General features: G+C 45.1%; 24 protein-coding genes. 6 read left to right on the top strand and 18 right to left on the bottom strand.

Features of this window, described 5'->3' with window-relative positions; genetic code table 11:
- Window position 1 precedes the first annotated feature (1 nt).
- Complete coding sequence (ppsA, locus tag L8G48_RS02935) at window positions 2-2,368, bottom strand: phosphoenolpyruvate synthase (RefSeq protein WP_248263119.1); 2,367 nt, start codon at window positions 2,366-2,368, stop codon at window positions 2-4.
- A gap of 107 nt (window positions 2,369-2,475) precedes the next feature.
- Between ppsA and ppsR the strand changes: the two genes are divergently transcribed.
- Entirely contained in the window at window positions 2,476-3,285 is an 810-nt protein-coding gene (gene ppsR, locus L8G48_RS02930; protein ID WP_248263118.1) for a posphoenolpyruvate synthetase regulatory kinase/phosphorylase PpsR, read from the top strand.
- Between the two features lie 30 nt (window positions 3,286-3,315).
- On the opposite strand, the gene L8G48_RS02925 is transcribed toward ppsR, so the two are convergent.
- From L8G48_RS02925 to bioB, 7 genes are all read right to left on the bottom strand, one after another.
- Window positions 3,316-4,113 carry a DUF1338 domain-containing protein gene (locus L8G48_RS02925; RefSeq protein ID WP_248263117.1) on the bottom strand — a complete coding sequence of 266 codons (798 nt, stop codon included), beginning with the start codon at window positions 4,111-4,113 and terminating at the stop codon, window positions 3,316-3,318.
- A gap of 40 nt (window positions 4,114-4,153) precedes the next feature.
- Window positions 4,154-5,512, bottom strand: a complete 1,359-nt coding sequence (locus L8G48_RS02920) for a class II 3-deoxy-7-phosphoheptulonate synthase (protein ID WP_248263116.1) — start codon at window positions 5,510-5,512, stop codon at window positions 4,154-4,156.
- Window positions 5,513-5,584: 72 nt separating this feature from the next.
- Window positions 5,585-6,448, bottom strand: coding sequence for a protease HtpX (gene htpX / locus L8G48_RS02915; protein WP_248263115.1), 864 nt, complete (start codon window positions 6,446-6,448; stop codon window positions 5,585-5,587).
- A gap of 59 nt (window positions 6,449-6,507) precedes the next feature.
- On the bottom strand, window positions 6,508-7,182 hold the full coding sequence (gene bioD / locus L8G48_RS02910) for a dethiobiotin synthase (RefSeq protein ID WP_248263114.1): 675 nt from the start codon (window positions 7,180-7,182) through the stop codon (window positions 6,508-6,510).
- 18 nt (window positions 7,183-7,200) lie between these two features.
- Window positions 7,201-7,968 carry a methyltransferase domain-containing protein gene (locus L8G48_RS02905; protein ID WP_248263113.1) on the bottom strand — a complete coding sequence of 256 codons (768 nt, stop codon included), beginning with the start codon at window positions 7,966-7,968 and terminating at the stop codon, window positions 7,201-7,203.
- On the bottom strand, window positions 7,968-9,029 hold the full coding sequence (locus L8G48_RS02900; protein ID WP_248263112.1) for an aminotransferase class I/II-fold pyridoxal phosphate-dependent enzyme: 1,062 nt from the start codon (window positions 9,027-9,029) through the stop codon (window positions 7,968-7,970). Before L8G48_RS02900 ends, L8G48_RS02905 begins: the two co-directional genes overlap by 1 nt.
- A gap of 65 nt (window positions 9,030-9,094) precedes the next feature.
- Window positions 9,095-10,132, bottom strand: a complete 1,038-nt coding sequence (gene bioB, locus L8G48_RS02895; protein ID WP_248263111.1) for a biotin synthase BioB — start codon at window positions 10,130-10,132, stop codon at window positions 9,095-9,097.
- Between the two features lie 101 nt (window positions 10,133-10,233).
- Between bioB and bioA the strand changes: the two genes are divergently transcribed.
- Window positions 10,234-11,529 (top strand): adenosylmethionine--8-amino-7-oxononanoate transaminase, encoded by a 1,296-nt coding sequence (bioA, locus tag L8G48_RS02890; protein WP_248263110.1) that lies wholly within the window; start codon window positions 10,234-10,236, stop codon window positions 11,527-11,529.
- A 48-nt stretch (window positions 11,530-11,577) separates the two neighbouring features.
- Here bioA and L8G48_RS02885 read toward each other — a convergent pair whose 3' ends face one another.
- Window positions 11,578-11,937 (bottom strand): hypothetical protein, encoded by a 360-nt coding sequence (locus L8G48_RS02885; RefSeq protein ID WP_248263109.1) that lies wholly within the window; start codon window positions 11,935-11,937, stop codon window positions 11,578-11,580.
- 106 nt (window positions 11,938-12,043) lie between these two features.
- Here L8G48_RS02885 and asnS point away from each other — a divergent pair, with 106 nt between their 5' ends.
- On the top strand, window positions 12,044-13,444 hold the full coding sequence (gene asnS, locus L8G48_RS02880; protein ID WP_248263108.1) for an asparagine--tRNA ligase: 1,401 nt from the start codon (window positions 12,044-12,046) through the stop codon (window positions 13,442-13,444).
- Here the strand turns inward: asnS and L8G48_RS02875 are convergent.
- Complete coding sequence (locus tag L8G48_RS02875) at window positions 13,441-14,007, bottom strand: nitroreductase family protein (RefSeq protein ID WP_248263107.1); 567 nt, start codon at window positions 14,005-14,007, stop codon at window positions 13,441-13,443. The genes asnS and L8G48_RS02875 overlap by 4 nt on opposite strands.
- Window positions 14,008-14,116: 109 nt before the next feature.
- Here L8G48_RS02875 and sppA point away from each other — a divergent pair, with 109 nt between their 5' ends.
- The 3 genes from sppA to L8G48_RS02860 are packed head-to-tail and all read left to right on the top strand — an operon-like array spanning window position 14,117 to window position 18,400.
- A complete protein-coding gene (gene sppA, locus L8G48_RS02870; RefSeq protein ID WP_248263106.1) occupies window positions 14,117-15,970 on the top strand; it encodes a signal peptide peptidase SppA in 1,854 nt (617 codons plus the stop codon).
- Window positions 15,971-16,008: 38 nt separating this feature from the next.
- Window positions 16,009-17,022 carry an asparaginase gene (gene ansA, locus L8G48_RS02865; RefSeq protein WP_248263105.1) on the top strand — a complete coding sequence of 338 codons (1,014 nt, stop codon included), beginning with the start codon at window positions 16,009-16,011 and terminating at the stop codon, window positions 17,020-17,022.
- A 34-nt stretch (window positions 17,023-17,056) separates the two neighbouring features.
- Window positions 17,057-18,400 carry a sodium-dependent transporter gene (locus L8G48_RS02860; protein ID WP_248263104.1) on the top strand — a complete coding sequence of 448 codons (1,344 nt, stop codon included), beginning with the start codon at window positions 17,057-17,059 and terminating at the stop codon, window positions 18,398-18,400.
- Window positions 18,401-18,466: 66 nt separating this feature from the next.
- On the opposite strand, the gene L8G48_RS02855 is transcribed toward L8G48_RS02860, so the two are convergent.
- The 8 genes from L8G48_RS02855 to acpP form a co-directional block, all read right to left on the bottom strand.
- Complete coding sequence (locus tag L8G48_RS02855; RefSeq protein ID WP_248263103.1) at window positions 18,467-19,951, bottom strand: bifunctional 2-methylcitrate dehydratase/aconitate hydratase; 1,485 nt, start codon at window positions 19,949-19,951, stop codon at window positions 18,467-18,469.
- 339 nt (window positions 19,952-20,290) lie between these two features.
- On the bottom strand, window positions 20,291-21,079 hold the full coding sequence (locus L8G48_RS02850; protein ID WP_248263102.1) for a TatD family hydrolase: 789 nt from the start codon (window positions 21,077-21,079) through the stop codon (window positions 20,291-20,293).
- Window positions 21,080-21,091: 12 nt separating this feature from the next.
- Window positions 21,092-21,457 carry a hypothetical protein gene (locus L8G48_RS02845; RefSeq protein ID WP_248263101.1) on the bottom strand — a complete coding sequence of 122 codons (366 nt, stop codon included), beginning with the start codon at window positions 21,455-21,457 and terminating at the stop codon, window positions 21,092-21,094.
- Window positions 21,458-21,481: 24 nt separating this feature from the next.
- The gene (locus tag L8G48_RS02840) at window positions 21,482-22,342 is read right to left on the bottom strand and encodes a DNA polymerase III delta subunit-related protein (RefSeq protein ID WP_248263100.1); all 861 of its coding nucleotides are present in this window, start codon (window positions 22,340-22,342) and stop codon (window positions 21,482-21,484) included.
- Window positions 22,342-22,959, bottom strand: coding sequence for a dTMP kinase (gene tmk / locus L8G48_RS02835; protein ID WP_248263099.1), 618 nt, complete (start codon window positions 22,957-22,959; stop codon window positions 22,342-22,344). The genes L8G48_RS02840 and tmk overlap by 1 nt, the downstream gene beginning before the upstream one ends.
- A gap of 2 nt (window positions 22,960-22,961) precedes the next feature.
- A complete protein-coding gene (mltG, locus tag L8G48_RS02830) occupies window positions 22,962-23,963 on the bottom strand; it encodes an endolytic transglycosylase MltG (RefSeq protein WP_248263098.1) in 1,002 nt (333 codons plus the stop codon).
- Window positions 23,960-24,748 carry an aminodeoxychorismate lyase gene (gene pabC / locus L8G48_RS02825; RefSeq protein WP_248263097.1) on the bottom strand — a complete coding sequence of 263 codons (789 nt, stop codon included), beginning with the start codon at window positions 24,746-24,748 and terminating at the stop codon, window positions 23,960-23,962. The genes mltG and pabC overlap by 4 nt, the downstream gene beginning before the upstream one ends.
- A 56-nt stretch (window positions 24,749-24,804) precedes the next feature.
- Window positions 24,805-25,044, bottom strand: a complete 240-nt coding sequence (gene acpP / locus L8G48_RS02820; RefSeq protein WP_248263096.1) for an acyl carrier protein — start codon at window positions 25,042-25,044, stop codon at window positions 24,805-24,807.
- Window positions 25,045-25,068: the final 24 nt, after the last annotated feature.

Genomic DNA, 25,068 nt, shown 5'->3' with positions numbered 1-25,068 from the left:
TTTACAGGTGGTCCGCCAAATACATCCAGGTTTCAATAACAGTATCCGGGTTCAGTGACACAGAATCAATTCCCTGATCAACCAACCAGGCTGCAAAATCAGGGTGATCGGAAGGCCCTTGCCCACAAATACCAACATATTTTCCGCGTTTTTTGGCGGTTTGAATAGCCATTGCTAATAGCTGCTTCACAGCTTCGTTGCGCTCATCAAATAAATGGGCAATAACCCCCGAATCTCTGTCTAAACCTAAAGTTAACTGGGTTAGGTCATTGGAACCAATAGAAAAGCCATCGAAGATATCGAGGAACTCATCAGCTAACAGAGCATTAGAGGGCAGCTCACACATCATAATAACCCGTAAACCATTCTCTCCCTGAACCAGCCCTTGTTCCGCCAGTAGTTCGATAACCTTGCGGCCCTCTTCAAGCGTTCTGACAAAGGGGATCATGATTTCGATATTGCTCAGGCCCATATCGTTACGAACGCGTTTAATAGCTTCGCACTCTAATGCGAAACAGTCGCGAAATTCTTCTGAGATATAACGAGAGGCGCCGCGGAAACCCAGCATGGGATTCTCTTCACCGGGTTCGTACTGCTTACCGCCGATAAGGTTTGCGTACTCGTTAGATTTAAAGTCAGACATACGCACAATCACTCGCTCTGGTGAGAATGCCGCCGCTAAGGTTGAGACACCTTCAGCTAAACGAGCGACATAATACTCTCGCGGGCTACTATACCCTGCCATCATGTTGCCAATGGTCTCTTTCAACTCATCGCTTTGCTGGTCATAATTCAACAACGCCTTCGGGTGAACGCCTATCATTCGGTTAATAATAAACTCAAGTCGCGCAAGACCTATACCCGCATGCGGAAGGCCGGCGAAGTCAAAAGCGCGATCGGGGTTGCCTACGTTCATCATAATTTTCAGTGGTAAATCCGGCATAGCGTCAATTTGTGACTCGGTAATATCGAAGTCCAGTTCACCCTGATAGATATAGCCAGTGTCACCTTCGGCACAGGAAACAGTGACCGCCTGACCATTGCTTATTTGGTCGGTTGCATCACTGCAACCAACAACGGCTGGTATGCCCAGTTCACGCGCGATAATAGCCGCATGGCAGGTACGTCCGCCACGGTTAGTCACAATGGCAGCAGCCCGTTTCATAATAGGCTCCCAGTCAGGGTCAGTCATATCGGTAACCAATACGTCCCCTGGCTGCACTTTATCCATTTCGCTAATGTCATTCAGTACACGAGCCACACCACGGCCAATGCGCTGGCCAATAGCGCGTCCGGTGCAGACAACATCGCCTTTTGCTTTTAACGCAAAACGTTCTATTGCCTGACCTCTTTGATTTGACTGCACGGTTTCAGGACGTGCCTGAACAATGTAAAGCTTGCCGTCGATACCATCTTTCGCCCACTCGATATCCATTGGGCGACCATAATGCTCTTCAATGATCAAAGCTTGTTTGGCTAAGGTTTCAACTTCTTCGTCGGTCACTGAAAAGGTTAAGCTTTTAGATGACTCGATATCCTCAATTAAGGTTTGTTTTCCGTGCTCTTTATTGTCAGAGAAAATCATCTGAATTTTTTTGCTGCCCAAAGTTCGGCGAAGCACTGACGGACGCCCGGCTTTTAACGTTGGTTTATGGACATAAAATTCATCGGGATTAACCGCCCCCTGAACCACCATTTCACCCAGACCGAAAGACGATGTAATGAAGACCACGTCTTCAAAACCGGATTCTGTATCGATGCTGAACATGACACCCGACGAGGCAATATCGCTACGTACCATACGCTGAATTCCGGCTGACAATGCGACACCGCGATGGTCATAGCCCTGGTGAACCCGATACGAGATAGCACGGTCATTAAATAATGAAGCGAAAACGTGTTTAATGGCTTCCATAACACTGCCTAGGCCACGAACGTTGAGGAAGGTTTCCTGCTGTCCGGCAAAAGAAGCGTCGGGCATATCTTCTGCCGTTGCTGAACTGCGCACAGCGAAACTGAATTCATCATTGTTTTCGCTAAGCTCGGCAAAGGCGTTTTTAATGGCGTTTTCAAATTCAGGCTGAAATGGTGTGTCGACAATCCATTGGCGAATCTGCTTACCCGCTTTAGCTAAAGCCTGAACATCATCAACGTCAAGAGTGTCGAGAAAATCGTGAATACGATCGTTTAACCCGCTTTGCTCCAGAAACTGGTTATAGGCATCGGCTGTGGTTGCGAATCCGCCGGGAACTTCGACCCCTGCTCCGGATAAGTTACTGATCATTTCACCCAGTGAGGCATTTTTACCACCGACTCGGCTAACGTCCTGCATTCCCAGATGTTGGTACCAAACTACGTATTCTTGCACGTCACAATCCTTAATTGATTTTTTCGGCATTGAAGTGACTTCTATTTTACACCTTGCAGCCCAACAAGTTAATATCGAACCTACAATCGCTTAAAAAGAGATTTCCTGTGCGCTACGCATTCTACATTTCTGATGGTACTGCATTAACCGCTGAGGCCTTTGGTCATGCGCTTTTATCCATGTTCCCAGTGACTTTTGAGCACAAAACATTGCCTTTTATAGACAGTCCCGAAAAAGCTAATGACGTCTGTAAAATCATAAAAAAAGCAGTTTCTGAAAGCGGCGAACCGCCGTTAATCTTCCATACCTTCGTGAATGAGAAGCTCAAAGCAAAGATTACCGACTGTGGTGGCATATGTTATGACTTTTTAGACCATTTTGTTGCTCCGGTAGAAAAAGAGCTGGGAGTAAAAGCTGAACCTAAAACGCACCGGACTCATGGTGTGCACAAAAATTACAATTTCAGAATAGATGCGATTAACTATGCGTTAGATAACGACGACGGAAAACGCTTAAATCAACTCGATAAAGCCGATTTGATCTTAATTGGTGTATCACGCACCGGAAAAACCCCGACCAGTCTGTATCTTGCCATGCAATACGGCATTAAAGTTGCTAACTATCCACTGACGGATGACGATGATTTTGAACGATTGCAATTACCTGAAGAGTTAAAGCTGCATCGTCATAAGCTGTTTGGCTTGACTCTGTCGTCACAGCGCTTACATGGAATACGGAGTCAACGGCGTGAAGGTAGTCAGTACGCCTCTATGGCGCAGTGTCGATTTGAACTGGCGGAAGTAGAAAAGCTCTACAGCCGGGAAGCCGTTCCCTTTATAAACTCAACACACTATTCAGTAGAAGAAATTGCAGCAAAAATTCTGGCTCAAACAAATTTAAAGCGGCATCGCTATTAATGCCGCTTTATGGTTCGTGCAGGCTAGAATTTATTGAGCATTAGTACTTTCAAAAATTTTATCGGCAGACGCGGCGACAAAGCCTGTATAAAGCTTGCCACTCTCAATCTCATAACGCTTAGCAAACTCATAAAAACAGCTGGGAATTTCAACCGTCTGATCAGAGAATTCAACCGGATGACGATCAGCCATGGTTGATGACTGCTCCAGATAAACTTCCGGAGAGCCTTTAATTTCACCACCTGAAGCATTGAGTTTAAAACCATTGTCTTTCAGTTTTTGGTTCACTTGCTCCAGAGAATCATAGCCTGGCAACTGGTTTACACTAACGGTAAAGTGGTTAGCACAGTAGCCGAATGCCGCCATCCAGGCCGCGTACTCACTTTCTTCCAATAACGCCTGATAATCAGCATGGCTGACTTTCCAGTGTGTACCCGAGTATAGGAAGTCTGACTTTCGAGTATCTTCTTCTGACACCTGAGCCACCATATCTTTGACTTTCTGCTGTAGTTCATCAGAAAATTCAGCAGTCATCAATTCGCTAATGAATACCTTTGGAAGCTCAGGATTTTCATGTTCAAAATGCTTTGCACGCAGCTTTTTAGCTTCAAAATGATAATCACCACCCTCTTTATAACCCAAATCTAAAACGTGCTGAGCTAAGACTTCTAAACCAACCGGACTGATATCAAAGGTACGAAACGCCACATGATCATTAACGATCGGGTGCCCTTCGCCTAATATTTGATGAACCTTCTTGGCTGACGGAGTACGTGATAAATAATCTTGCCACAAGTTTTCAAATAACACTTCTACCTGTTGCGACATATAAAAATATACCTCTTTAATATCCGGTTATAGGAGACTATCAACCCGCGCCGTTGCGGGCTGCTTTTAATGATTCTGCGACCAGAAAAGCTAATTCTAGCACTTGATCAGCGTTCAGTCGCGGATCGCACTGAGTACGATAACGACTGGATAAATCCGCTTCGCTGATACGGTAGGCACCGCCAGTACATTCTGTAACATCTTCACCCGTCATTTCCAGATGGATACCTCCCGGATAAGTGCCTTCCGCTTGATGAATCGCAAAGAAATGTCTTAATTCTTTATGTATGGCGTCAAAGTTACGAGTCTTTAAGCCATTATCCGCTTTAATGGTATTGCCATGCATCGGGTCGCTCGACCAGACAACGTTACGGCCTTCCTGTTTAACGCGACGCACCAGCTCCGGTAGCTTATTCGCAAGGTTATCAGCACCCATACGGGTAATAAGCGTTAAACGCCCGGGCTCATTATCAGGGTTCAACGCATCAATTAGTTGAATAAGTTCGTCACCCGACATAGTAGGACCAACTTTTACCCCTATGGGGTTATGAATACCTCGCATAAATTCAACGTGCGCATGATCCAGTTTGCGAGTGCGCTCCCCTATCCAGACCATATGCGCCGAGCAGTTGTATGGAAGCCCGGTTAAGGTATCGGTGCGAGTTAATGCTTGCTCGTAAGGCAGCAACAAGGCCTCATGAGAGGTAAATAACGACGTTTCATGTATGGTTGCATTGTTATCGGCATTAATACCCAGCACTTCCATAAAGCGCAAAGCTGACTGTATTTCTTCAGCAATTTTCTGGTAACGTTCTTTTGAGGGGTTTGAGGCTATAAAACTAAGATTCCACTTATGCACTTTGTGCAGATTTGCCAGGCCGCCTTGTGCAAACGCCCGTAGTAGGTTTAAGGTGGCTGCCGAATGATGATAAGCCTTAAGCATACGCTCCGGATCGGGCTGACGAGCCGTGTCAATGAATTCAGCGCCATTAATAATATCACCGCGATAGCTCGGCAAACTTAAATCACCAATGGTTTCAAAGTCGCTTGAGCGCGGCTTGGCGTATTGGCCTGCCATACGAGCCACTTTGGTTACCGGACAGGAACCGGCAAACGTCATAACGATGGCCATCTGCAGAATGACCTTAAAGGTGTCGCGGATTTTAGGCGCATTAAAATCATTAAAAGATTCTGCGCAGTCACCGCCCTGTAGAAGAAAACCTTCTCCTTCGCAGACACTTTTCAATTGGTTTCTCAGCGCCCGTATTTCTTCAGCAAAAACCAGCGGCGGAAACTGACTCAGTTGTTGTTCTACTGCATGCAATTGCGACGGATCTGAATACTTCGGCTGTTGTTCAATTGGCTTATCGCGCCAACTGCGCGCACTCCACTGGGCCATAACTAAAATTTATCCGTTTTATCGTTGACTAAGAATTAAGAATGTACCGCTGTATCCCTTGAAAAGCAACGACTAACGCCGTTGCTCAAGAGCATGAATGCGCTCTTCCAGAGGCGGATGACTCATAAACAATTTAGATATTGTTGAGCGCTTGCCGCTAATGCCAAATGCCAGCATCGTACCGTCCAGCTGTGACTCTTTGCCTTGTTGCAAACGGCGTAAAGCGGCAATCATCTTTTGTTTACCAACCAACTCGGCCGACCCTGCATCTGCACGGAATTCTCTTTGGCGCGAAAACCACATGACAATGGTGCTGGCTAAAACACCAAATACAACTTCCAACAGCATAACGACACCATAATAGGCAAAGCCACCACCTCGCTGGCTATTTCCGCCACGCATTAACGCGCTGGCAATAATTCGCGCAAAAAACATCACGAACGTATTAATTACGCCCTGAATTAATGTCAGCGTAACCATATCGCCGTTAGCAATATGGCTCATCTCATGTGCCAGAACCGCTTCGACTTCGTCGCCATCCATGTTCTGCAATAGCCCGGTGCTTACCGCAACCAAAGAAGCCTTTTTACTGCGGCCGGTCGCAAAAGCATTGGGTTCAGGCGACTGATAAACCGCTACCTGAGGCATCGGCAGCCCGGCTTTCTGCGACTGTTGCTGGACCGTACGCAGTAACCACCGTTCAGATTGGTTCTGTGGTTTTTCTATTACCCGCGCGCCGGTTGAACGCAATGCCATCCAACGCGATATCCAAAGTGATACAAAAGCACCGCCAAAACCAAACAACGCACAAAAAACAAATAGCCCAACAGAGCCTTGTGCGTCAATACCCGTTGCTGCAATTACAATATTAAAGACCACACTAACAACCAGCAAAATGGCCAGGTTAGTGGCTAAAAACAGCAGAATTCTTTTCATTGCTTCCACTCCGGGGGAGACTGAGTCTGATAAATTATGTGGGGTTAATTTGTCGAGTTTCAATCTTGCCCGTTAAAATAAATCGTCAAATCTTTTTCTGACCACTCTGGTACGTAAGGTAGATAAGCAAGTTCCCGGGTACCGAGTAATTCGCGTAACGAGCTTAGGTTCTCTTGTTGTCTTGGCATGGGCTCTGATTCGGTCTGTACCGCTATCCACCCAACAACATCACAACCTTCGTGCAGTATTGACTCAAGACTGAGTAACGCATGATTCAGACAACCCAGTTTTAATCCGACAACCAGAATCACCTTAGCATCGACAGCCTTTACAACCGCGGGCATGCGCAAACCCGGCGCCAAAGGTAATTGCCAGCCTCCGGCGCCTTCAATCACCAGGTTGTCTAACGGTTGTTGGCCAAACCATTCCACCGCAGCCACTAACGTTTCTTTATCTATAACAACATCGTTATCTGCAGCGGCTATATGGGGCGCAATAGCCGCTGCAAAAGTATAAGGATTGACTCTGCTATAATCGAAAGTCGTATTACTGTGACGCATTAAATTCAATGCATCATCGTTAACGAGTTTGCCGTCTTGCCAGTAACATCCAGAAGCAACCGGTTTCATAACTGCGGTTTTTTGGTGGTGCTTAACTAAGTTTTGAACAAAAGCACAGGCAGCAACAGTTTTTCCCGCATCAGTGTCTGTTCCAGCAATAAAATAAGTGTTCATGTTAACCTAATATCAATCTTACTTAATTAATTTAAAATTAAGAACCGACCATTCAAGCGGCAGTCCCCGTGGTGCACGGTAGCTCTCAAAAGCATTTTCTAACTGATGTAGCCGATTTCGGGTCATCAAACCGGCATTATCGGTTCGCCTCACATAGTTAGCACCAACGCCCTTAATACTTCCTATAAGTTCAAGCGTATTGGCAAAATACTGAGTATGGTTTTCCAGTTTAACCTCAGTAGAATGCCAGTTAAACGAACCCACTTCGCGTTGCACCCTTTCGGCCGAATAAAAGGTCTGTGTATGCTGTAAATCATCGACTGTATTCCAGCTTTTAATAAATGAGTTAAAGGTCCCCTCGACAACCGTATTAACGGTTACAACACCACCTGGCTTTATAACACGGTAAGCTTCACTCATCGCCTTTGTTAAATTATCAACCCATTGCATTGACAAGTTAGCGAAAAGCCAGTCAATTGATTGATCAGCAACAGGCAGAGATTCCCATTCACCATTAAGCCATGCCTGCTCCGGGTATTCGTTCATTGCTCTTGTCAGCATCGCCGGGGCAATATCAATACCCATGTAGTGTTTTGCCCGCGGCAATAAATGCGCGGTTGTCGATGCAGGGCCACAACCTATATCCAGCACACGGGTCGCTTCGCCCGGACCAAGATCCAATAGCGTGTTAGCAGTCAGACGTTGAATATCCGCGTGTTGACGATAGTTTTTTGCGGCTTTATTGAATTGCCGGGCAACGGCCTGCTGAAAGTTCATCGGTTTCATTAATTCTCGTTAACCCTGTCCACCACCTGCCAAAAATTTTCAAGGGTGGCCAGCGACATTTCTGAGGTTAAACTAAAGCGGATACGGGAGCTGCCCACCGGCACTGTCGGAGGGCGAATGACACTGCATAAGTAACCGTTCGCCTGTAATTGCGTTGACATTTTCAGCGCGGCATCATCTGAATCAAATAACCAAGTTTGTATCGCTGTATTTGAATCTATGGTTTTTAAATTACGATGCTTCATTTGCTCACGGAAATACTGAATTCTGGCGCACAGCCGGGCCCGACGCTCATCACCCTCTGCACTGCGCACAATCTCTATTGCGGCTTTTATCGCCGCAGCCTGAGCCGGCGGCATTGATGTTGAATAAATATAGTCGCGACAAAATTGAATCAAACTTTCAATCTCATCATCACCACCACAGGCAAATGCCCCACCAACTCCTAAAGCTTTGCCAAAAGTCCCCGTAATAATGTCGGCAACTGCCGAATCGACAGTTAATGTCCCTCTTCCTTCAACACCATACGCGCCCAGCCCGTGCGCATCATCAAGCATAATATTGATGCCCTGCTGTCGTTTTAAAGCGATCAACTGACCTAAGTCACAGCTGTCACCGTCCATGCTGAAAACGCCTTCAGTAATCAGCCAGTCGCCCGGCTGAGCTTGACAAACCATAGGCTCCGGCTGGTTGTGCAGGTACCGCTTAAAGCGCTTTTCACTGTGTTGCATACCGTCAATTATCGAGGCGTGAACCAGCTTATCTGCGAACAGCTTTTCCTGCTTACCTGGCAAAGTTGTCAGGACACCGTGGTTAGCAGCAAAACCAGAAGTAAACAGCAAAGCTCTGGGTTTTCCTAACCAGTCTGCGAGCAGTTCTTCAAGCTCCTGATGAACCGCACTGTAACCGCTGAGCAGAGGCGAGCCTGTGCTGCCCACACCCCAGATATTGATAGCCTGCTTAAAAGCTTGTTTTATCTTTGAGTGCTGGCTTAAGCCAAGGTAATCGTTGGTGCTAAAATTAAGCGCCCAGTTAGCCCCCATGCTACGAACTTTTCGCACACGAAAAAGTGAAGACTCCTTTCGGTCTTTCAGTCGACACAGGTATCCCGGCACCGTTTGCTCCATTAAGAGGCGTCGTAATATCGTACAGGATTTTCTCGTTCCCGGATGGCGTCTTCTATCACTGCGGTGTGAACCTCGTCATCATAGCCGTCAAGCTGTTCAGGCGTTATTCCAAGACGTTCAAACAGACGCAGATCTGCATCGGCTCCGGGGTTTGCCGTGGTCAGTAGCTTCTCACCATAGAAAATTGAATTTGCGCCGGCTAAAAAGCATAACGCCTGCATTTCATCGTTCATGTCTTCACGACCGGCCGACAAACGCACATGTGAAGCCGGCATCAAAATGCGGGCAACGGCGACCGTTCTTACAAACTCAAAATTGTCCATGTCTTCTATCTTAGCAAAAGGCGTTCCTTCTACTTTTACCAACATATTAATTGGCACACTTTCCGGATGTTTCGGCAAGTTCGCCAATTGCACTAATAAAGAAGCGCGATCAGTCACACTCTCTCCCATACCGACAATGCCACCCGCACAAACTTTCATACCGGCATCACGAACATTACTCAACGTATTAAGGCGATCCTGATAAGTTCGGGTAGAAATAACATCCCCGTAAAATTCCGGCGAGGTATCCAGGTTATGGTTGTAATAATCAAGCCCGGCCTGCTGCAGCATTTTCGCCTGTTCATTACTCAGCATACCAAGCGTCATACAGCTTTCCAGGCCTAATGCTTTAACCCCTTGTATCATTTCGATAACGTAAGGCATATCGCGATCTTTCGGGTTACGCCATGCCGCGCCCATACAAAAACGGCTAGCGCCCTTTTCTTTAGCGGCCTGAGCTTCTGCCAGTACACTTTCTACTGCCATTAAACGCTCGCGATCAAGCCCGGTATGATAATGCGCGCTTTGTGGACAATATTTGCAATCTTCAGGGCAGGCGCCAGTTTTTATCGATAACAAAGTACTGATTTGAACTTCGTTCGGGTTAAAGTGCTGACGATGCACCGTTTGTGCTTCGAACACTAAATCATTTAATGGCTTTTGTAACAGCTCCTGAACCTCTTTAGTGGTCCAGTCATTGCGAACTTGTGACATGGTAAATCTCATATACTTGGTAAATTATGGTCGACTAGAATAATTCAGCTCGATACACTGTCAACAGACTTTGCATTCTATACTTTACAATAGATTAATTTATGACCATAAGCGACAGTGAATTTGACCGCCAGCATATTTGGCACCCCTACACTTCTATGTTGAATCCATTACCCGCTTATAAAGTAGAGTCGGCAAAAGGTTGCACGCTCACGCTTGAAAACGGAGAGCAGGTTGTTGACGGGATGTCTTCCTGGTGGGCCGTCATTCACGGATACCGTAACTCCCGTTTAGATGCCGCAGCGCACAATCAAATCGACAAAATGAGTCATGTCATGTTTGGTGGGATAACCCATCAACCGGCAATTGATCTTGCAAAACGCCTGATTGATTTGACGCCTGCTGCGCTGGAGCGCGTATTCATTGCTGATTCAGGTTCGGTCAGTGTAGAAGTGGCCATTAAAATGGCATTACAGTTCTGGTTAGCTCAAGAACGTCCGGAAAAACATCGTTTGTTGACGATAAAAGGCGGGTACCACGGTGATACCTTTAAAGCGATGTCGGTTTGCGACCCTGTAAACGGTATGCACCACTTATTTAATAAGGCCATTAATACGCAAATTTTTGCTGACGCGCCGACATTAACTCCTGACGACGAATGGACAGAGGACGCCGGCCAACAGCTTAAGTTATGGTTTGAGCAATTCCATACTGAGTTAGCGGCGGTTATTCTTGAACCCATCGTTCAAGGTGCCGGCGGTATGCGGTTTTATCATCCTGAGTATCTGAAGCTAATACGTAAGCTTTGTAACGATTACGACGTTTTATTAATAGCAGACGAAATTGCGACCGGCTTTGGCCGAACCGGCAAGCTATTCGCTTGTGAGCACGCAGATATTACTCCGGATATCCTATGCGTAGGTAAAGCTCTTACCGGCGGTTACATGACGTTAGCAGCGACGCTAACCACTAAGAAGGTAGCAGAAACAATTGGCCAGGGCCCTGGTGGCGGCGCCTTGATGCATGGCCCCACTTTTATGGGAAATCCTTTAGCCTGCGCGGTTGCTGCTGAGTCTCTCGCCATTATTGCTGAGAATAACTGGCAGCAACAAGTTACCGGAATAGAGGCACAATTAGAGAAAGAGTTGCTGCCACTCGGAAACTATAAGTCCGTTAAACACGCACGCGTTTTGGGAGCTATCGGAGTACTGGAAATGCAGCAACCAATTAATGTTGGCTCAGCCCAAAAGCGCTTTATTGAACTGGGCGCATGGATACGACCATTTGGCCGCCTGCTTTATATTATGCCGCCGTATGTGATTACTAAAGACGAACTGAGCCGTTTAACGCATGCAATGAAAGACTACATAGAAAGTGTCGAAAAACTGCTTAGCTAGGGCGTGTTGATCTTTGCTGATTGCTTTTGCAGCAAAGATCAACACGCCCTAATAACCGAAGAAATAAATAGTCAGCCCCCCTAAACAGCTCATAATCAGAATAAGGGTGTTAAGCCACATATGCTGCTTATGCTGTCGGAAAAGAACGTAATTAATAACCAGACTGGTTAAGCTGACAAACAGTCCAATTAACAAAAGAATAAAAAATAAATCACCGAGCGTAATGTGCCAATAGTCACGAACGGATATTCCGAAAATCTCGGTTAAAATGTTATTACGCTCGGGTTTGGCGTAATTGAAAACTACGGCTGCAACGACAAAAATCAACCAGCCAAAAATAGACAACCATCCCAGCACGCGAGACCAGAACGGGACTCTCTTTAAATCATCTAAAGATCCCCTTTTCATAATTTTTCTCTCTGTTATCAGGGGTTATACTTGAGTCTGCGCCAAACCGAGGTAACATAGCAACCTTTCTATACCAAAATAGTGTAATTTCGGAGAAAACCAACTCATGTCGTATGCTTCTGTAGTGGATGTTCTGGCAGGAAAAGTCGCTGTCGATGAAACCGTAACAGTCCGGGGCTGGGTGCGCACGCGCCGTGACTCAAAAGCCGGTATTTCCTTCATTAACCTGCACGATGGCTCATGCTTTGATGCCATTCAGGCAGTGGTTCCGGCAGAACTTCCCAATTACAGTAATGAAGTTCAGAAGCTGACTACCGGTTGCTCCGTTGCAATTACCGGTGTCGTTGTTCCCTCAAAAGGTAAAGGGCAGTCGTTTGAGCTGCAGGCAACTAAAGTACACGTCTATGGCTGGGTGGAAGATCCGGACACTTACCCGATGGCTCCGAAGCGCCATAGCATGGAGTATTTACGAGAATATGCACACTTGCGCCCTCGTACTAACATTACCGGCGCGGTGATGCGAGTTCGTAATGCCTTGTCTCAGGCAATACACCGCTTCTTCCATGAACAGGGCTATTTGTGGGTCAGCACCCCTATTATTACCACCTCGGACTGCGAAGGCGCCGGTGAAATGTTCCGCGTTTCAACATTAGACATGCTGAACATTCCAAAAACCGATAAAGGCGAAGTCGACTATTCAGAAGACTTTTTTGGCAAAGAGGCGTTTTTAACGGTTTCTGGTCAACTGAACGTTGAATCCTACGCATGCTCATTATCGAAAGTTTATACGTTTGGTCCGACTTTCCGGGCTGAAAATTCGAATACCAGTCGCCATTTGTCTGAGTTCTGGATGGTTGAGCCTGAGCTGGCGTTTGCCTCGTTAGATGACGTTGCAGGCTTAGCCGAAGCCATGCTGAAATATGTGTTTAAAGCGATACTTGAAGAACGCCCGGACGATATGGCTTTTTTCGAGCAGCGTATTAACTCTGAAGCAATTAAACGGCTAGAAGCAATTGTCAATAACGACTTCGTGCATATGGATTACACCGACGCGATTGAAATACTGAAAAACTGCGACAAGAAGTTTGAATATCCGGTTGAATGGGGTGTTGATTTACAATCTGAGCACGAGCGTTACTTAGCCGAAGAGCACGTGGGCGCGCCCATTATTCTGAAAAACTACCCGCGTGATATTAAAGCTTTTTATATGCGTCAGAACGAAGACGGCAAAACTGTTGCAGCAATGGACGTTCTTGCCCCGGGGATTGGTGAAATAATTGGTGGTTCAGCGCGTGAAGAACGTTTAGACATTCTTGACCAACGTATTGAGGAGATGGATCTGCCAAAAGAAGAATACGGTTTCTACCGTGACTTACGCCGGTATGGCACAGTCCCTCACGCCGGTTTTGGCTTAGGTTTTGAACGTTTGGTTGCTTATGTTACTGGCGTACAAAATATTCGTGACGTGATTCCATTCCCACGCGCTCCGAAAAGTGCTGAATTTTAATCCAGCACCAGTTGATTGCCGTTCATAAAGAACGGCGATGGGTCTTTTTGAGGTTTTATCGGCGTAGGGACAGCCGGAGTCCCTACGTACAGAAAACCGACAATAGCATCGTCTACCGATAGTCCCAGCTGTTCCTTTATGAAGTCATTTTCAGCCATCCATCCCGTACGCCAAATGGCGCCAATACCCTGTGCAAAAGCAGCTTGCTGCATACCATGAGTCGCGCAGGCAACGGTACAGAGTTGCTCATCTCTCGGAACCTTTGAATGTTCCCGCAAACGTAAGCAAGAAATTATAATTAAAGGCGCACGAAAGGGTAACTGCCCTGCTTGTTCTATTACCGTTTCAGAAAAGTCATTCAGACGCGCCGCCTGCTGGTAAATATCCGCCAAAATCTGTCTTTCTTTTCCCTGAAACTGAATAAACTGATAAGGCGTTAACCCCATGTGATCGGGAGCCCGCACGGCAGCGGCCTGAATTAATTTTAATTGTTCTACAGTTGGGCCAGGTTCATTCAAACGAGGCATAGACGAGCGAGTCGTCAGTAATTCTTCGGCATTCATACATCAACCCTATTCAGTGTGTAATGCTTCGTTACATTCTCTGGCTGGTTTGCAGCTTAAACATTCGATATGCTAAGGCTAATTAAAATTACTAGATGAGAGTGTAACTATGCGTTCAGTCGGATCAATCTTCAGTTATTTATGGAAAATAATCAACGGTACTCGCCGGTTCATTTTGAATCTTGTGTTCTTCATTATTTTAGCGGTATTCATTGCTAGCATGATAAAAGGTGATGACCCTATTGAAGTGCCGGAAAATGGAATTTTGGTTCTTAATCCAAACGGGATATTAGTAGAAGAGAAAACGTGGATTGATCCTTTCGATAAATTCCTCAGCGAAGCTCTGGGAAATGGTGACAATATCCCTGAAGTCCTTTTGTCTGATGTTGTTGATGCGATAGAAAAAGCAAAAACCGATGAGCGTATTGGAGCTTTGTATCTGGATTTACAAAAACTTTATCCCAGCGGTCTGAATAAGCTCGGTGTAGTGGCCGATGCTCTGGATGATTTCCGTACATCCGGTAAACCCATTATAAGCAACGCGGACTATTACCTCCAGCATCAATACTACCTTGCAGCGCATGCCGATCAGCTGTACTTGAACCCAATGGGTACGGTCGTTTTTGAGGGGCTTGATTACACCCAAGTCTACTTCAAAGAATTGCTGGATAAGTTAAAAGTACAGCCAAATGTTTTTAAGGTGGGCAAGTTCAAAGCAGCGGTTGAGCCTTTTATTCGTAATGATATGTCGGAAGAAGCACGTGAGGCAAATGAGTTTCTATATTCGGCCTTATGGAAAAATTTCCACGCAGACGTGACTGCTGCCCGTAATATTAATCCGTTAGTGACCAGCGGTAAAATTAATGACTACATGTCAGCCTTTAATAATGCCGATGGTGATATGGCAAAAATGGCGTTAGAAACTAACCTGGTTGACGCATTGCGTACTCGTACAGAAGTTCGTAATGAACTCATTAATTTAGCCGGACATGATAAAGAAGCGGATACGTTCCGCCAGATTACCTTTGATAATTACCTGGCTTCTGAAGCTACTGTTCCGGATAATCTAAAACCAAAAGATAGTGATCAGGTTGCTGTTATTGTTGCCCGGGGACAAATTGTAAATGGCTCACAAAAGGCTGGAATGATTGGCGGCGACAGCACTGCAAAATTGATTCGCGAAGCACGCAATAACGAGCAGACTAAAGCGATTATTCTTCGCATCGATAGCCCTGGTGGTAGTGCATTTGCGTCTGAAATTATTCGACAAGAAGTACTACAGGCAAAAGAAGCCGGCATTCCTGTTGTTGCTTCCATGAGTACGGTTGCAGCATCTGGTGGTTACTGGATAGCCGCTGACGCAGATAAAATCGTCGCTGCGCCAACAACGATTACCGGTTCTATTGGTGTCTTTGGTTTATTAATGACCTTAGAAGACAGTTTTGCCGCGATTGGTATTCACAGTGATACCGTTAGTACCACTGAGATATCCAGTTTAAATCCACTGGAAGAAATGACTGATTACCAAAAAACACTCATACAGCGCTCAGTAGAAAGCACTTACGAGAACTTCCTTAGTATTGTCAGTAACGGTCGCAACATGGCTCGTGAAGACGTTCATGAAATTGCACAAGGTCGTATCTGGACCGGCAAGCAAGCTATGGAATTAGGTTTAGTTGATAAACTCGGTAACTTTGATGAGTCAGTGACTCTTGCTGCTGAACTCGCAGCCCTGGAAGAGTATGACGTAAATATTGTTAAGCAAGAACTTTCATCAAAAGAACAGTTTTTTGCCAGCTTGTTTAACAGCACATCAGAATTTCTCCCCAGCCCCAGTATTAACAGTCAACATTGGTTAATGGGCACGCTGAATAAAGTGAAATCTGAAACGGCGGTTTTACAAAACTTTGATGACCCTAAAAATGTTTACTCTTACTGTGCACTCTGCCCCCAACCGCGATAGAATTATCGCGGTTGTTTCGCAGAGCACAGGAGTGAACTTTGCCTCGTAAAAAAATTTATGTCGCCTACACAGGCGGCACAATAGGTATGGAAAAATCAGCTCAGGGTTATGTTCCGGTCGCCGGACACCTGAGCTCATGCGTTCAGAATATGCCCGAGTTTTTCCGCGACGAAATGCCTGAATTTACTATTAATGAATACTGTCCATTAATGGATTCTTCCAATATGACACCTTCTGACTGGGTGACTATTGCCCGTGATATTGAAGAAAATTACGCGGATTATGACGGGTTTGTTATTTTGCACGGTACTGACACTATGGCATACACGGCCTCTGCATTATCGTTCATGCTGCAAAGCTTAAGTAAACCAGTCATTGTTACCGGCTCTCAAATACCCTTGGCTGCTTTACGTTCCGACGGTCAAACCAATTTATTAAATTCGTTATATGTTGCCGCCAACTACCCTATTCCAGAAGTTGGTTTGTTTTTTAACAATACGCTTTACCGGGGAAATCGCTCCACCAAAGCCGACGCTAACGGCTTCAATGCTTTTGCCTCACCGAATTATCCATCGTTACTTGAAGCTGGAATTAAAATTCAATTAAATGCAGGACAGTTATCGGAACCCTTAACTCACTCATTAAAAGTTGTTGAGATGACGCCTCAGCCTATCGGAGTTGTCATGCTTTATCCGGGCATTTCCGCTGAAATTATACAAAATCAGTTACAGCAACCCGTTAAAGCCATGATTCTGCAAAGTTATGGCGTCGGTAATGCGCCACAAAATGAAACCTTATTAGCAAGTTTAAAAACAGGCGTTGAGCAGGGTATTACGATTGTTAACTGCACCCAATGCTTCCGTGGTCGAGTCAACATGGACGGTTACGCAACCGGCAATGCTCTGGCTGAAATAGGCATAGTTTCAGGCTCTGACATGACCATAGAAGCGGCTCTTACAAAGCTGCACTATCTGTTATCTCAAGACTTAGATAAAAACAAAATGCAAAAGTTGTTACAGAAGAATTTACGTGGCGAATTAACTCCGCCATAATTTAACGTTGCTCAAAAAATAATAAGAAAAAACTATGGCAAATTCATCACCCGCTTTCGCAACCCGACTGGGTTTTATCTTGGCCGCCGCAGGCTCTGCGGTCGGCGTTGGAAATATCTGGGGCTTTCCTACACAAGCGGCCAGTAATGGTGGCGGCGCATTTCTGCTCGTTTACCTCATTATGATTGTGTTACTGGCCTATCCTATGCTGGTGGCAGAAATTACAATTGGTCGAATACGACGCCAGAATCCAATAGAGTCTTTGCGTAATTTATCCGATAAATCATTGCTACGGGGTTCAGGTGCGATAGCGGGTGTTATAGGCCTGATAGTACTTAGCTTAATATTGAGCTTTTATGCCATTGTGTCCGGCTGGCTTTTATCTTATATGCTTGCGCCAGTAATGGTGTTAATTGGCTTACCTGAGACCGCTGCCTGGTTTACAGAATTCTCCGTCTCCAGGAATATGGTAACCATGATATTTTTCATGCTGTTAACCATTTATGTGGTGCGCTCCGGAGTAAACAACGGTATTGAGCGCTGGTCGCGACGGCTAATGCCTCTATTATTCATTCTGTTAATTGGAATGTCCGGTTATATTTTGACCCAGGACGGCGCTATAGACGGCTTAAAAATGTATCTGCTGCCGGACTTTTCAACCATAACCGACCCCAATCTGATTATTCGCGCTATGGGCCAGGCTTTTTTCTCATTGTCACTGGGTGTTTGTGTGATGATGACTTACGGGGCATACCTGTCAAACTCTGAAAATATTCCGAAGACAGCAGCCTGGGTGACCGGTATTGATACCAGTGTTGCTTTTTTAGCCGGGTTACTGATTTTACCTGCCATGTTTGTCGCGCAATCTAATGGCGTTCCAATTTATGCGGACGATGGTACTTTACTATCCGCAGATACCTTGGTTTTTACTGTGTTACCGGCAATGTTTGATGCGCTTGGTTATGCCGGTTTGTTTGTTTCCTTCGGTTTTTTTCTGTTAATGGTTATTGCGGCCATTACGTCATCAATTTCTATGCTGGAAGCACCGGTTAATGCGTTGCGGGAGGAAGCGAATTGCGATCGAAGCAGTGGTGTTTGGATAATTGCGCTGGTTGTAACAACTCTTTCAACCGTCATCATTTATAATTTTGACGTACTTTTCGGCGCGGTTATAACCTTCAGCACGGTTTATATGCAACCAATAATGGCTCTTGTGTTCGGTATCATGCTGACTTGGGTGCTTCGCCAGAACTATTTATTAAAAGCACTAAAACAAGGGTCACCTGATATCGATAAAAGCTTGTTTTGGAAAATTTGGCCCTGGTACGTTAAGTTCATTTGCCCCGTCCTTATTTTGTTAGTTATCTGGCAAGGTTAAGAACGATAAAGCCCTCCGCTCTATTGAACGAAGGGCTCTGCTTCTGGCTACATATTTAAATACAAACTAAATAACAAACATATCCATAAACTCGTTGACCGCTATATTTTCAAATGATTTCTGCTGGCTACAACGGTTGAAAATTAAGCCTACTGTTTGCTCCGGGAAACGCGTTGCTAAATTTTCCTTAAATTTGTTTTCAAGCACAGGCAGGCCTTCTTCTCTGCGTCGTCTATGCCCTATCGGATATTCCACTGTCACTTTCTCGGTACTGCTTCCATCTTTGAAGAATACCTGCAGCGTGTTAGCAATAGAACGCTTTTTTGGATCGTGGTAATCGTTACTAAATTCTTTATCTTCCACAACGTTGATTTTTTCCCGGATAGTATCGATAACCGGGTGGTTTTCATGAAAGCTATTTTCGTAATGATCAGCATTTAACTCACCAAAAATTAAAGGCACAGCTGTCATATACTGTAAGCAATGATCGCGATCCGCTGGGTTTGCCAGCTTTCCCTGTTTTGAAATGATACGAATAGCCGACTCATGAGTGGTAATTTCGACTTTTTCAATTTCATCAATTTTATCTTTTACTTCCGGATGTAAAGTGACCGCCGCTTCACAGGCCGTTTGAGCGTGAAACTCAGCAGGAAACGATAACTTAAACAGAATATTTTCCATGACATAACTGCCATACTCGCGTTGAAACTTAAACTCCCAGTCCGATTCAGGTTTCAACTGCTGATCTTTATTGGTCTTATTAAATAAGACATCGTAAAAACCCCATTGAGGAGCTGTCAGTGCCCCCGGAATGCCCATTTCACCGCGCATGGTCATGTCGGCTAAGCGCACCGCTCTCGAGGTGGCATCCCCTGCCGCCCAGGACTTTCGTGAGCCCGCATTGGGCGCATGCCGATAGGTTCTCAGCGACTGACCGTCAACCCACGCTTGTGATACCGCGGCCATAATGTGCTCTTTTGAGCCACCCATTAACCAGGTAACAACCGCTGTAGAGGCAACCTTTACCAGAACAACGTGATCAAGACCGACGCGGTTAAAGCTGTTTTCTATCGCTAAATTCCCCTGAATTTCATGCGCTTTTATCATTGCCTCTAACACTGTTTTCATCGTTAAAGGTTTCTCACCTTTGGATAACCGATTTTGTGAGATAAAATCAGCAGTCGCTAATATACCGCCTAAATTATCAGAGGGGTGACCCCATTCAGCGGCTAACCAGGTGTCGTTAAAATCCAGCCAACGAATAATACAACCAATATCCCAGGCCGCTTTTACCGGGTCCATACGAAACTGAGTACCCGGTACTCTAGCGCCATTCGGAACCGTTGTCCCCTCAACTAAAGGACCCAGATGTTTGCTGCATTCGGGAAAGCGTAAAGCTAACAGACCACATCCCAAAGTATCCATCAGGCAATTACGTGCGGTATTCCAGGCCTCATCACTGTCAATTTCATAATTAATGACATAGTCTGCGATCGTTTGAATCACTTCGTCATAATCTGGACGTTCATTACTCTCAACTGTTGCATTCATCGCTGATTCCTTAGTTAAAATTTTAAGTATGGATTCACTATAAGCGCTCTTTATTTGTACCGCAAACCGGTTTTTTTTGATCGCTACTTTCTATTAGAGATGAATTTAAAAAACAAAAAAAACCCGGAACCAATCCAAGTTGTTCCGGGTATAGGGGAAAGGCTCAAAGAATGAGCCGTGCGCTAACTCATGATAAAAAGAGTAAAATAATGCCTAAAATTTGTTCGGTAAGCTTTAGTTTAGACAATATTAGAGAGATGTCTAATATTTTTCAGTTTTTTTTATCTTATTGTTTTTAATTAGTTTTAATAACTATAAACACAAGTTATTCACAGCTAATTAACGGTTATTAAACAGCTTGTAATAGTTAGCTGTCGTCTTCTTCGCCACCTCTTCTAAGGTGACGCCTTTCACGTCAGCAACGCACTTGGCAACGTCGACAACATAGGCGGGCTGATTCTCTTTACCGCGATGAGGGACAGGTGCCAACCACGGACTGTCCGTTTCAATAAGCAACTTTTCCAGAGGCAAAGCTTTTATGGTGTCGCGCAATTCTTGAGCATTTCTGAATGATGCAATCCCTGAAATAGAAATGAAGAAATCGAGATCATCTATGGCTTTTTTAGCCATCTCCAGAGATTCTGTAAAACAATGGAGAACCCCACCGGGTCTTTCAGCATGCCCATTTCTTAATAACGACAAGGTATCGTTCTGCGCATCGCGTGTATGAATAATCAACGGCTTATGAATATTGTTTGCTATTTCAATGTGCTGCTCAAAATTTTCCCGCTGTAACATTTTTGATTCGGGATCATAAAAGTAATCCAGCCCGGTTTCTCCTACTGCTACAACATGGTCGGCTGAAGCTAGTTCACTGAGCTTGAGACCCAACTCGGCTATAGAAGTTTGACTGTCTTTAACGTACAGCGGATGCACCCCGCACGAAATCGATACATTATCAAATTCTGCAACCGCAGCCTGCATGGCGGGAAAGTCTTCAAGAGTAACGCAGACACACAATATGTGTTCAACTTTATGAGCACATGCCTTATCAATAATTTCTTTTAAATCAGCGCCCGCTTTTTCAGGATTAATCTTATCCAAATGGCAGTGCGAGTCGACGAACATAGTTAGCTCCACTTAGCGTTGATGAGAGTGACAGAAGTCGTTAATCAGTTGCTGTAAGAGTTTACCATACTCACTTGTATGATGACGGCAAAGGTAACGAATATGGTGGATCATAGCTTGCTGTGCGGGAAAAATCGCAACCGCTAACCAGTGTTTTAACTCTTCACGTTCAAACTGGAAAACAACGGTTACCTCTAAATGAAAGATTTCCTGACAGCAGCCAGGCTCTTCAAACTCCAATGTCGTTTTATCGTCAATCATTAACTCATCGGAGCAATCAGATTCACGGCGTACAAGTAGAGTAAAAGGGGAAAACTCGGGAATAACATGTGAGGCAAGCTCATGAGTTGAGCTGGGGTTGAATTTTAAGGTCAGCACGGGCAACTCCTTTCTATGGAGCCTCTACCGCAAAAGACTATCTGCCCAGCGGCTCCATGCAAAACTTAATAATAACGGTAAATTAATTCCGGTGGACCCCTGAAATCGCTGACGCAACTGTCGGCATTCTGATACCCAACCGCTCAATTCAGCCACACTGACCCATTTAAAACGACTGACTTGTCGCAAGTCATCAGCTAACGGCTGGTAACGTAGCCGATTGATCGCAATATCCTGACTCATAAGCAACCAGTCGAGAAGTAAATTCTCAGAAATATCGAGCCAGTCTAATGCCGCTTCTTTGTCTTTCAATAACGGCAACCCGTTGTGCCCGCGCAAACCAGCCAACAGCTCCTTGGCCGAAGAAATCTGCTCGTCGTTTTGTACGGTCGTTGGGTAAGAGACACTAAGCCATTGCATACGACTTCTGAGTGTAGGGAGTAAGCGCTCTGCATCGGCTGTTGAAACGAGCCAATGCGTATCCGCAGGAGGTTCTTCCAGAACTTTTAACACCGCATTTCCGGCTTGCTCCGTCATTTTTTCGGCCCGTAATATTACCGCAACTTTTAAACCGCCCTGATTGGCTGTCTGCATAACGTTTTTCTGCAATTCACGAACGCTATCTACTCCAATCCGGTTAACTTCAGCACCATCAATAGTCCACGTATCCGGGTGATTACCTGATTGGTAAAGTAAGCAGGATTTGCATTTTCCACAGGCACTTTTGCCCGGCTGGTTACACAATAAAAACTGCTGCAGCCGATGAATAAACTCCGTTGAGCCGGCTTCGACATTGTGTTGTAAATAATAAGCATGAGCTAAGCGTCCTGCTTTGGCACTTGCTATTAGTTGCAACCAGGGTTCTCTCAGCCAGGGAAAAGCCATTAAAACAGGTACTCCTCAATTGTTCTCAGTATTGCCTGATGCACATCCAGCATAGACTGGTTTGCATCAATGACAATAATGGCCGGATCTTTAGCGGCTATATTTAAATAGGCTTGCCGGGTTCGCTGAAAAAATACCAAGTCTTCCTCTTCAATCCGATCAAGCTCTCCGCGTTCCCGGGCACGCTCAAGGCCTTTTTTTTCTTCAACATCAAGCAATAGGGTTAAGTCCGGTTTAAAACGCCCTAGTGTGATTTTTCGGACCTTTTGTAGCAATTCATCACCAAGCTGTCGGCCGCCCCCCTGATAAGCTCTTGAAGATAAGTCATGCCGGTCTCCAATTACCCAGCTATTCCTGGCTAAAGCCGGCTTAATGATATTATCAACAAGCTGAACTCTGCTGGCGTACATCAGTAAGAGCTCAGTGGTTGGGCTGATTTTTTCATCCCACTTCTTTTTGACTAAATCTCGCAGAGATTCCGCCAGTGGTGTTCCGCCTGGTTCCCGAACCGTTTCAGTTTGAATGCCTTTAGCTTGTAAGTGCGTAACAATGCTTGCGATAGCCGAACTTTTTCCGGCACCTTCAAGTCCCTCTATAACAATAAATTTTCCTGACATAATCACTCTTGGTTCAGTTGGTATCGGCGTACAGCCTGTTGGTGTTCTTTCAACGTTTCAGAAAACACATGACCACCCGACTTGTCTGCAACAAAATAGTAGTATGGTGAACCCACAGGATTAGCCGCGGCCTCGATTGAGGCCTTGCCGGGCATTGCGATTGGTGTTGGTGGCAATCCATTAATTCGATACGTATTATAAGCCGTTTTCTCACGCAAATGAGCTCTCGTGATATTTCCGTCAAAGTTCTCAATACCGTAAATAGTGGTTGGATCAGACTGCAATCGCATGCCTGTCTCCAGGCGATTGGCAAATACGCTAGCCACTAACGGGCGTTCATCCGCCAACCCGGTTTCCTTTTCTATAATAGAGGCAAGTATGAGCAGTTCGTAAGGTGAATTTACCGGACAGCGATCCGAGCGCGTTTCCCAGGCTTGCTCTACGACATTCTGCATTGCTGTATAAGCTTGCTTTAGTATCGAAACATCGGTTGTGTAAGCTCTGTAGCTATAGGTTTCCGGCAACAATACACCCTCTGCGGAAGCCGTTTCAATGCCTAGCTCTTGTCTTAATCCAGAGTCATTTAACTCAGATGACTTATCAACCAGATAAGGCTGTTGACTCAGCTGAGCTAACCACTGTTGCAGAGTTAACCCTTCGACCAAAGTGACATTGAAGGTTTTCTCGCGCCCCTGACTGAGCATCATCCAAATGTCGAACCAACTTTGCTGACCTTGTATTTCATAAAGACCGGCCTGCAAGTGGTTAATATCTGCAAACAACTGACTCAGACGATAACTTAATGTTGAGTGTCCGGACTGAAAGCGCTCAGTAACTTGATTTGTTACGCTTCGTGCTGTTGCTCCGCCCCTAAAATCTAATAATAAAGGCGTTGTTGCATCTGATTTTATCGGTTTTGACAAATACCAACGACCCGAAAAATAGGCAGCAGCCGCAATTATCAACAGCGCTATAAAGAGCAATATAGGAAGACGTATTTTCATAATGTAAATGGTTTTAATATCGCTGGTAATTTACGATTATCCAATACTTTACCATTAAACTGAGCGACGGTAACAGCGCCCCGAACGCTATTAGTGATGATCATCTGCTCGATACCGGTCATTTCATCGAGTGGGTAATCACCAATATTCAAAGAGCCAAGAAGGTCTTTATCAATGATAAATTGACGAATTACGCCGTTAACTCCGGCGGCACTCAAATTTGGAGTGTGCCATTGGCCCTGTTTATACCAGAAAATATTACCCTGTATGGCTTCAACTACGTTGTTGTCCGAGTCACACACTAATAAATCATCAAACCCGGAAGTCCGGCACTCCCTCGTTAATAAGACTTGTTCCATTCGGTTTAGGGTTTTAAGACCAGCCAGTGTGGGCTGCTTTGCTAAACGCAACTTGGCTACTCCGAGATGCACGTTTTGGATAGGTCCCGGTAAATCACTGACCTGAATATATTCGTTCGCTACAGCATCATCCGAAAAGCTATAACCACGCCCTCCGTATCCCCTGGTCACAATAACTTTGCAAACCCCCTCCTCGATACCCAGGCAGGCCTTATTGATTCGCTCTTGCAGAGAATCAAAGTAAAGATGGTTTATGAATAAGCGAGCATTAGCTTCAGACAGCCTTTGCAGGTGTCTTTCTATAAATTGAGGCTGACTATTCACAACTTTAATTGTTGTAAAGTGCCCATCACCAAACTGCAAGCCTCTGTCAATTGCAGAAGCAGCAAACGGCTTATTATTGAGTCGTATTTTTCGTATTGTCATAACAAAAAAAAGGCGGAACCATTGGTTCCGCCTTTTATATCACGTTCTGCGACAAATTAGTCGTCAGAATTATTATTTACATAATCAATAGCTGATTGAACAGTTTTGATTTTTTCAGCTTCTTCGTCCGGAATTTCAGTTTCAAATTCTTCTTCCAAAGCCATTACCAGTTCAACGGTATCCAAAGAATCAGCACCCAGGTCATTTTCAAATGACGCTTCAGGCTTAACTTCTTCTTCTTTAACGCCTAACTGTTCAATAATGATTTTTTTTACGCGTTCTTCAATAGTACTCATGATTATAAAATCCCTCAGTAGTCA

The organism is Idiomarina aminovorans, assembly GCF_023155095.1.
Lineage (GTDB): Bacteria > Pseudomonadota > Gammaproteobacteria > Enterobacterales > Alteromonadaceae > Idiomarina > Idiomarina aminovorans.
This window is presented reverse-complemented; position numbering and strand designations above follow the sequence as displayed.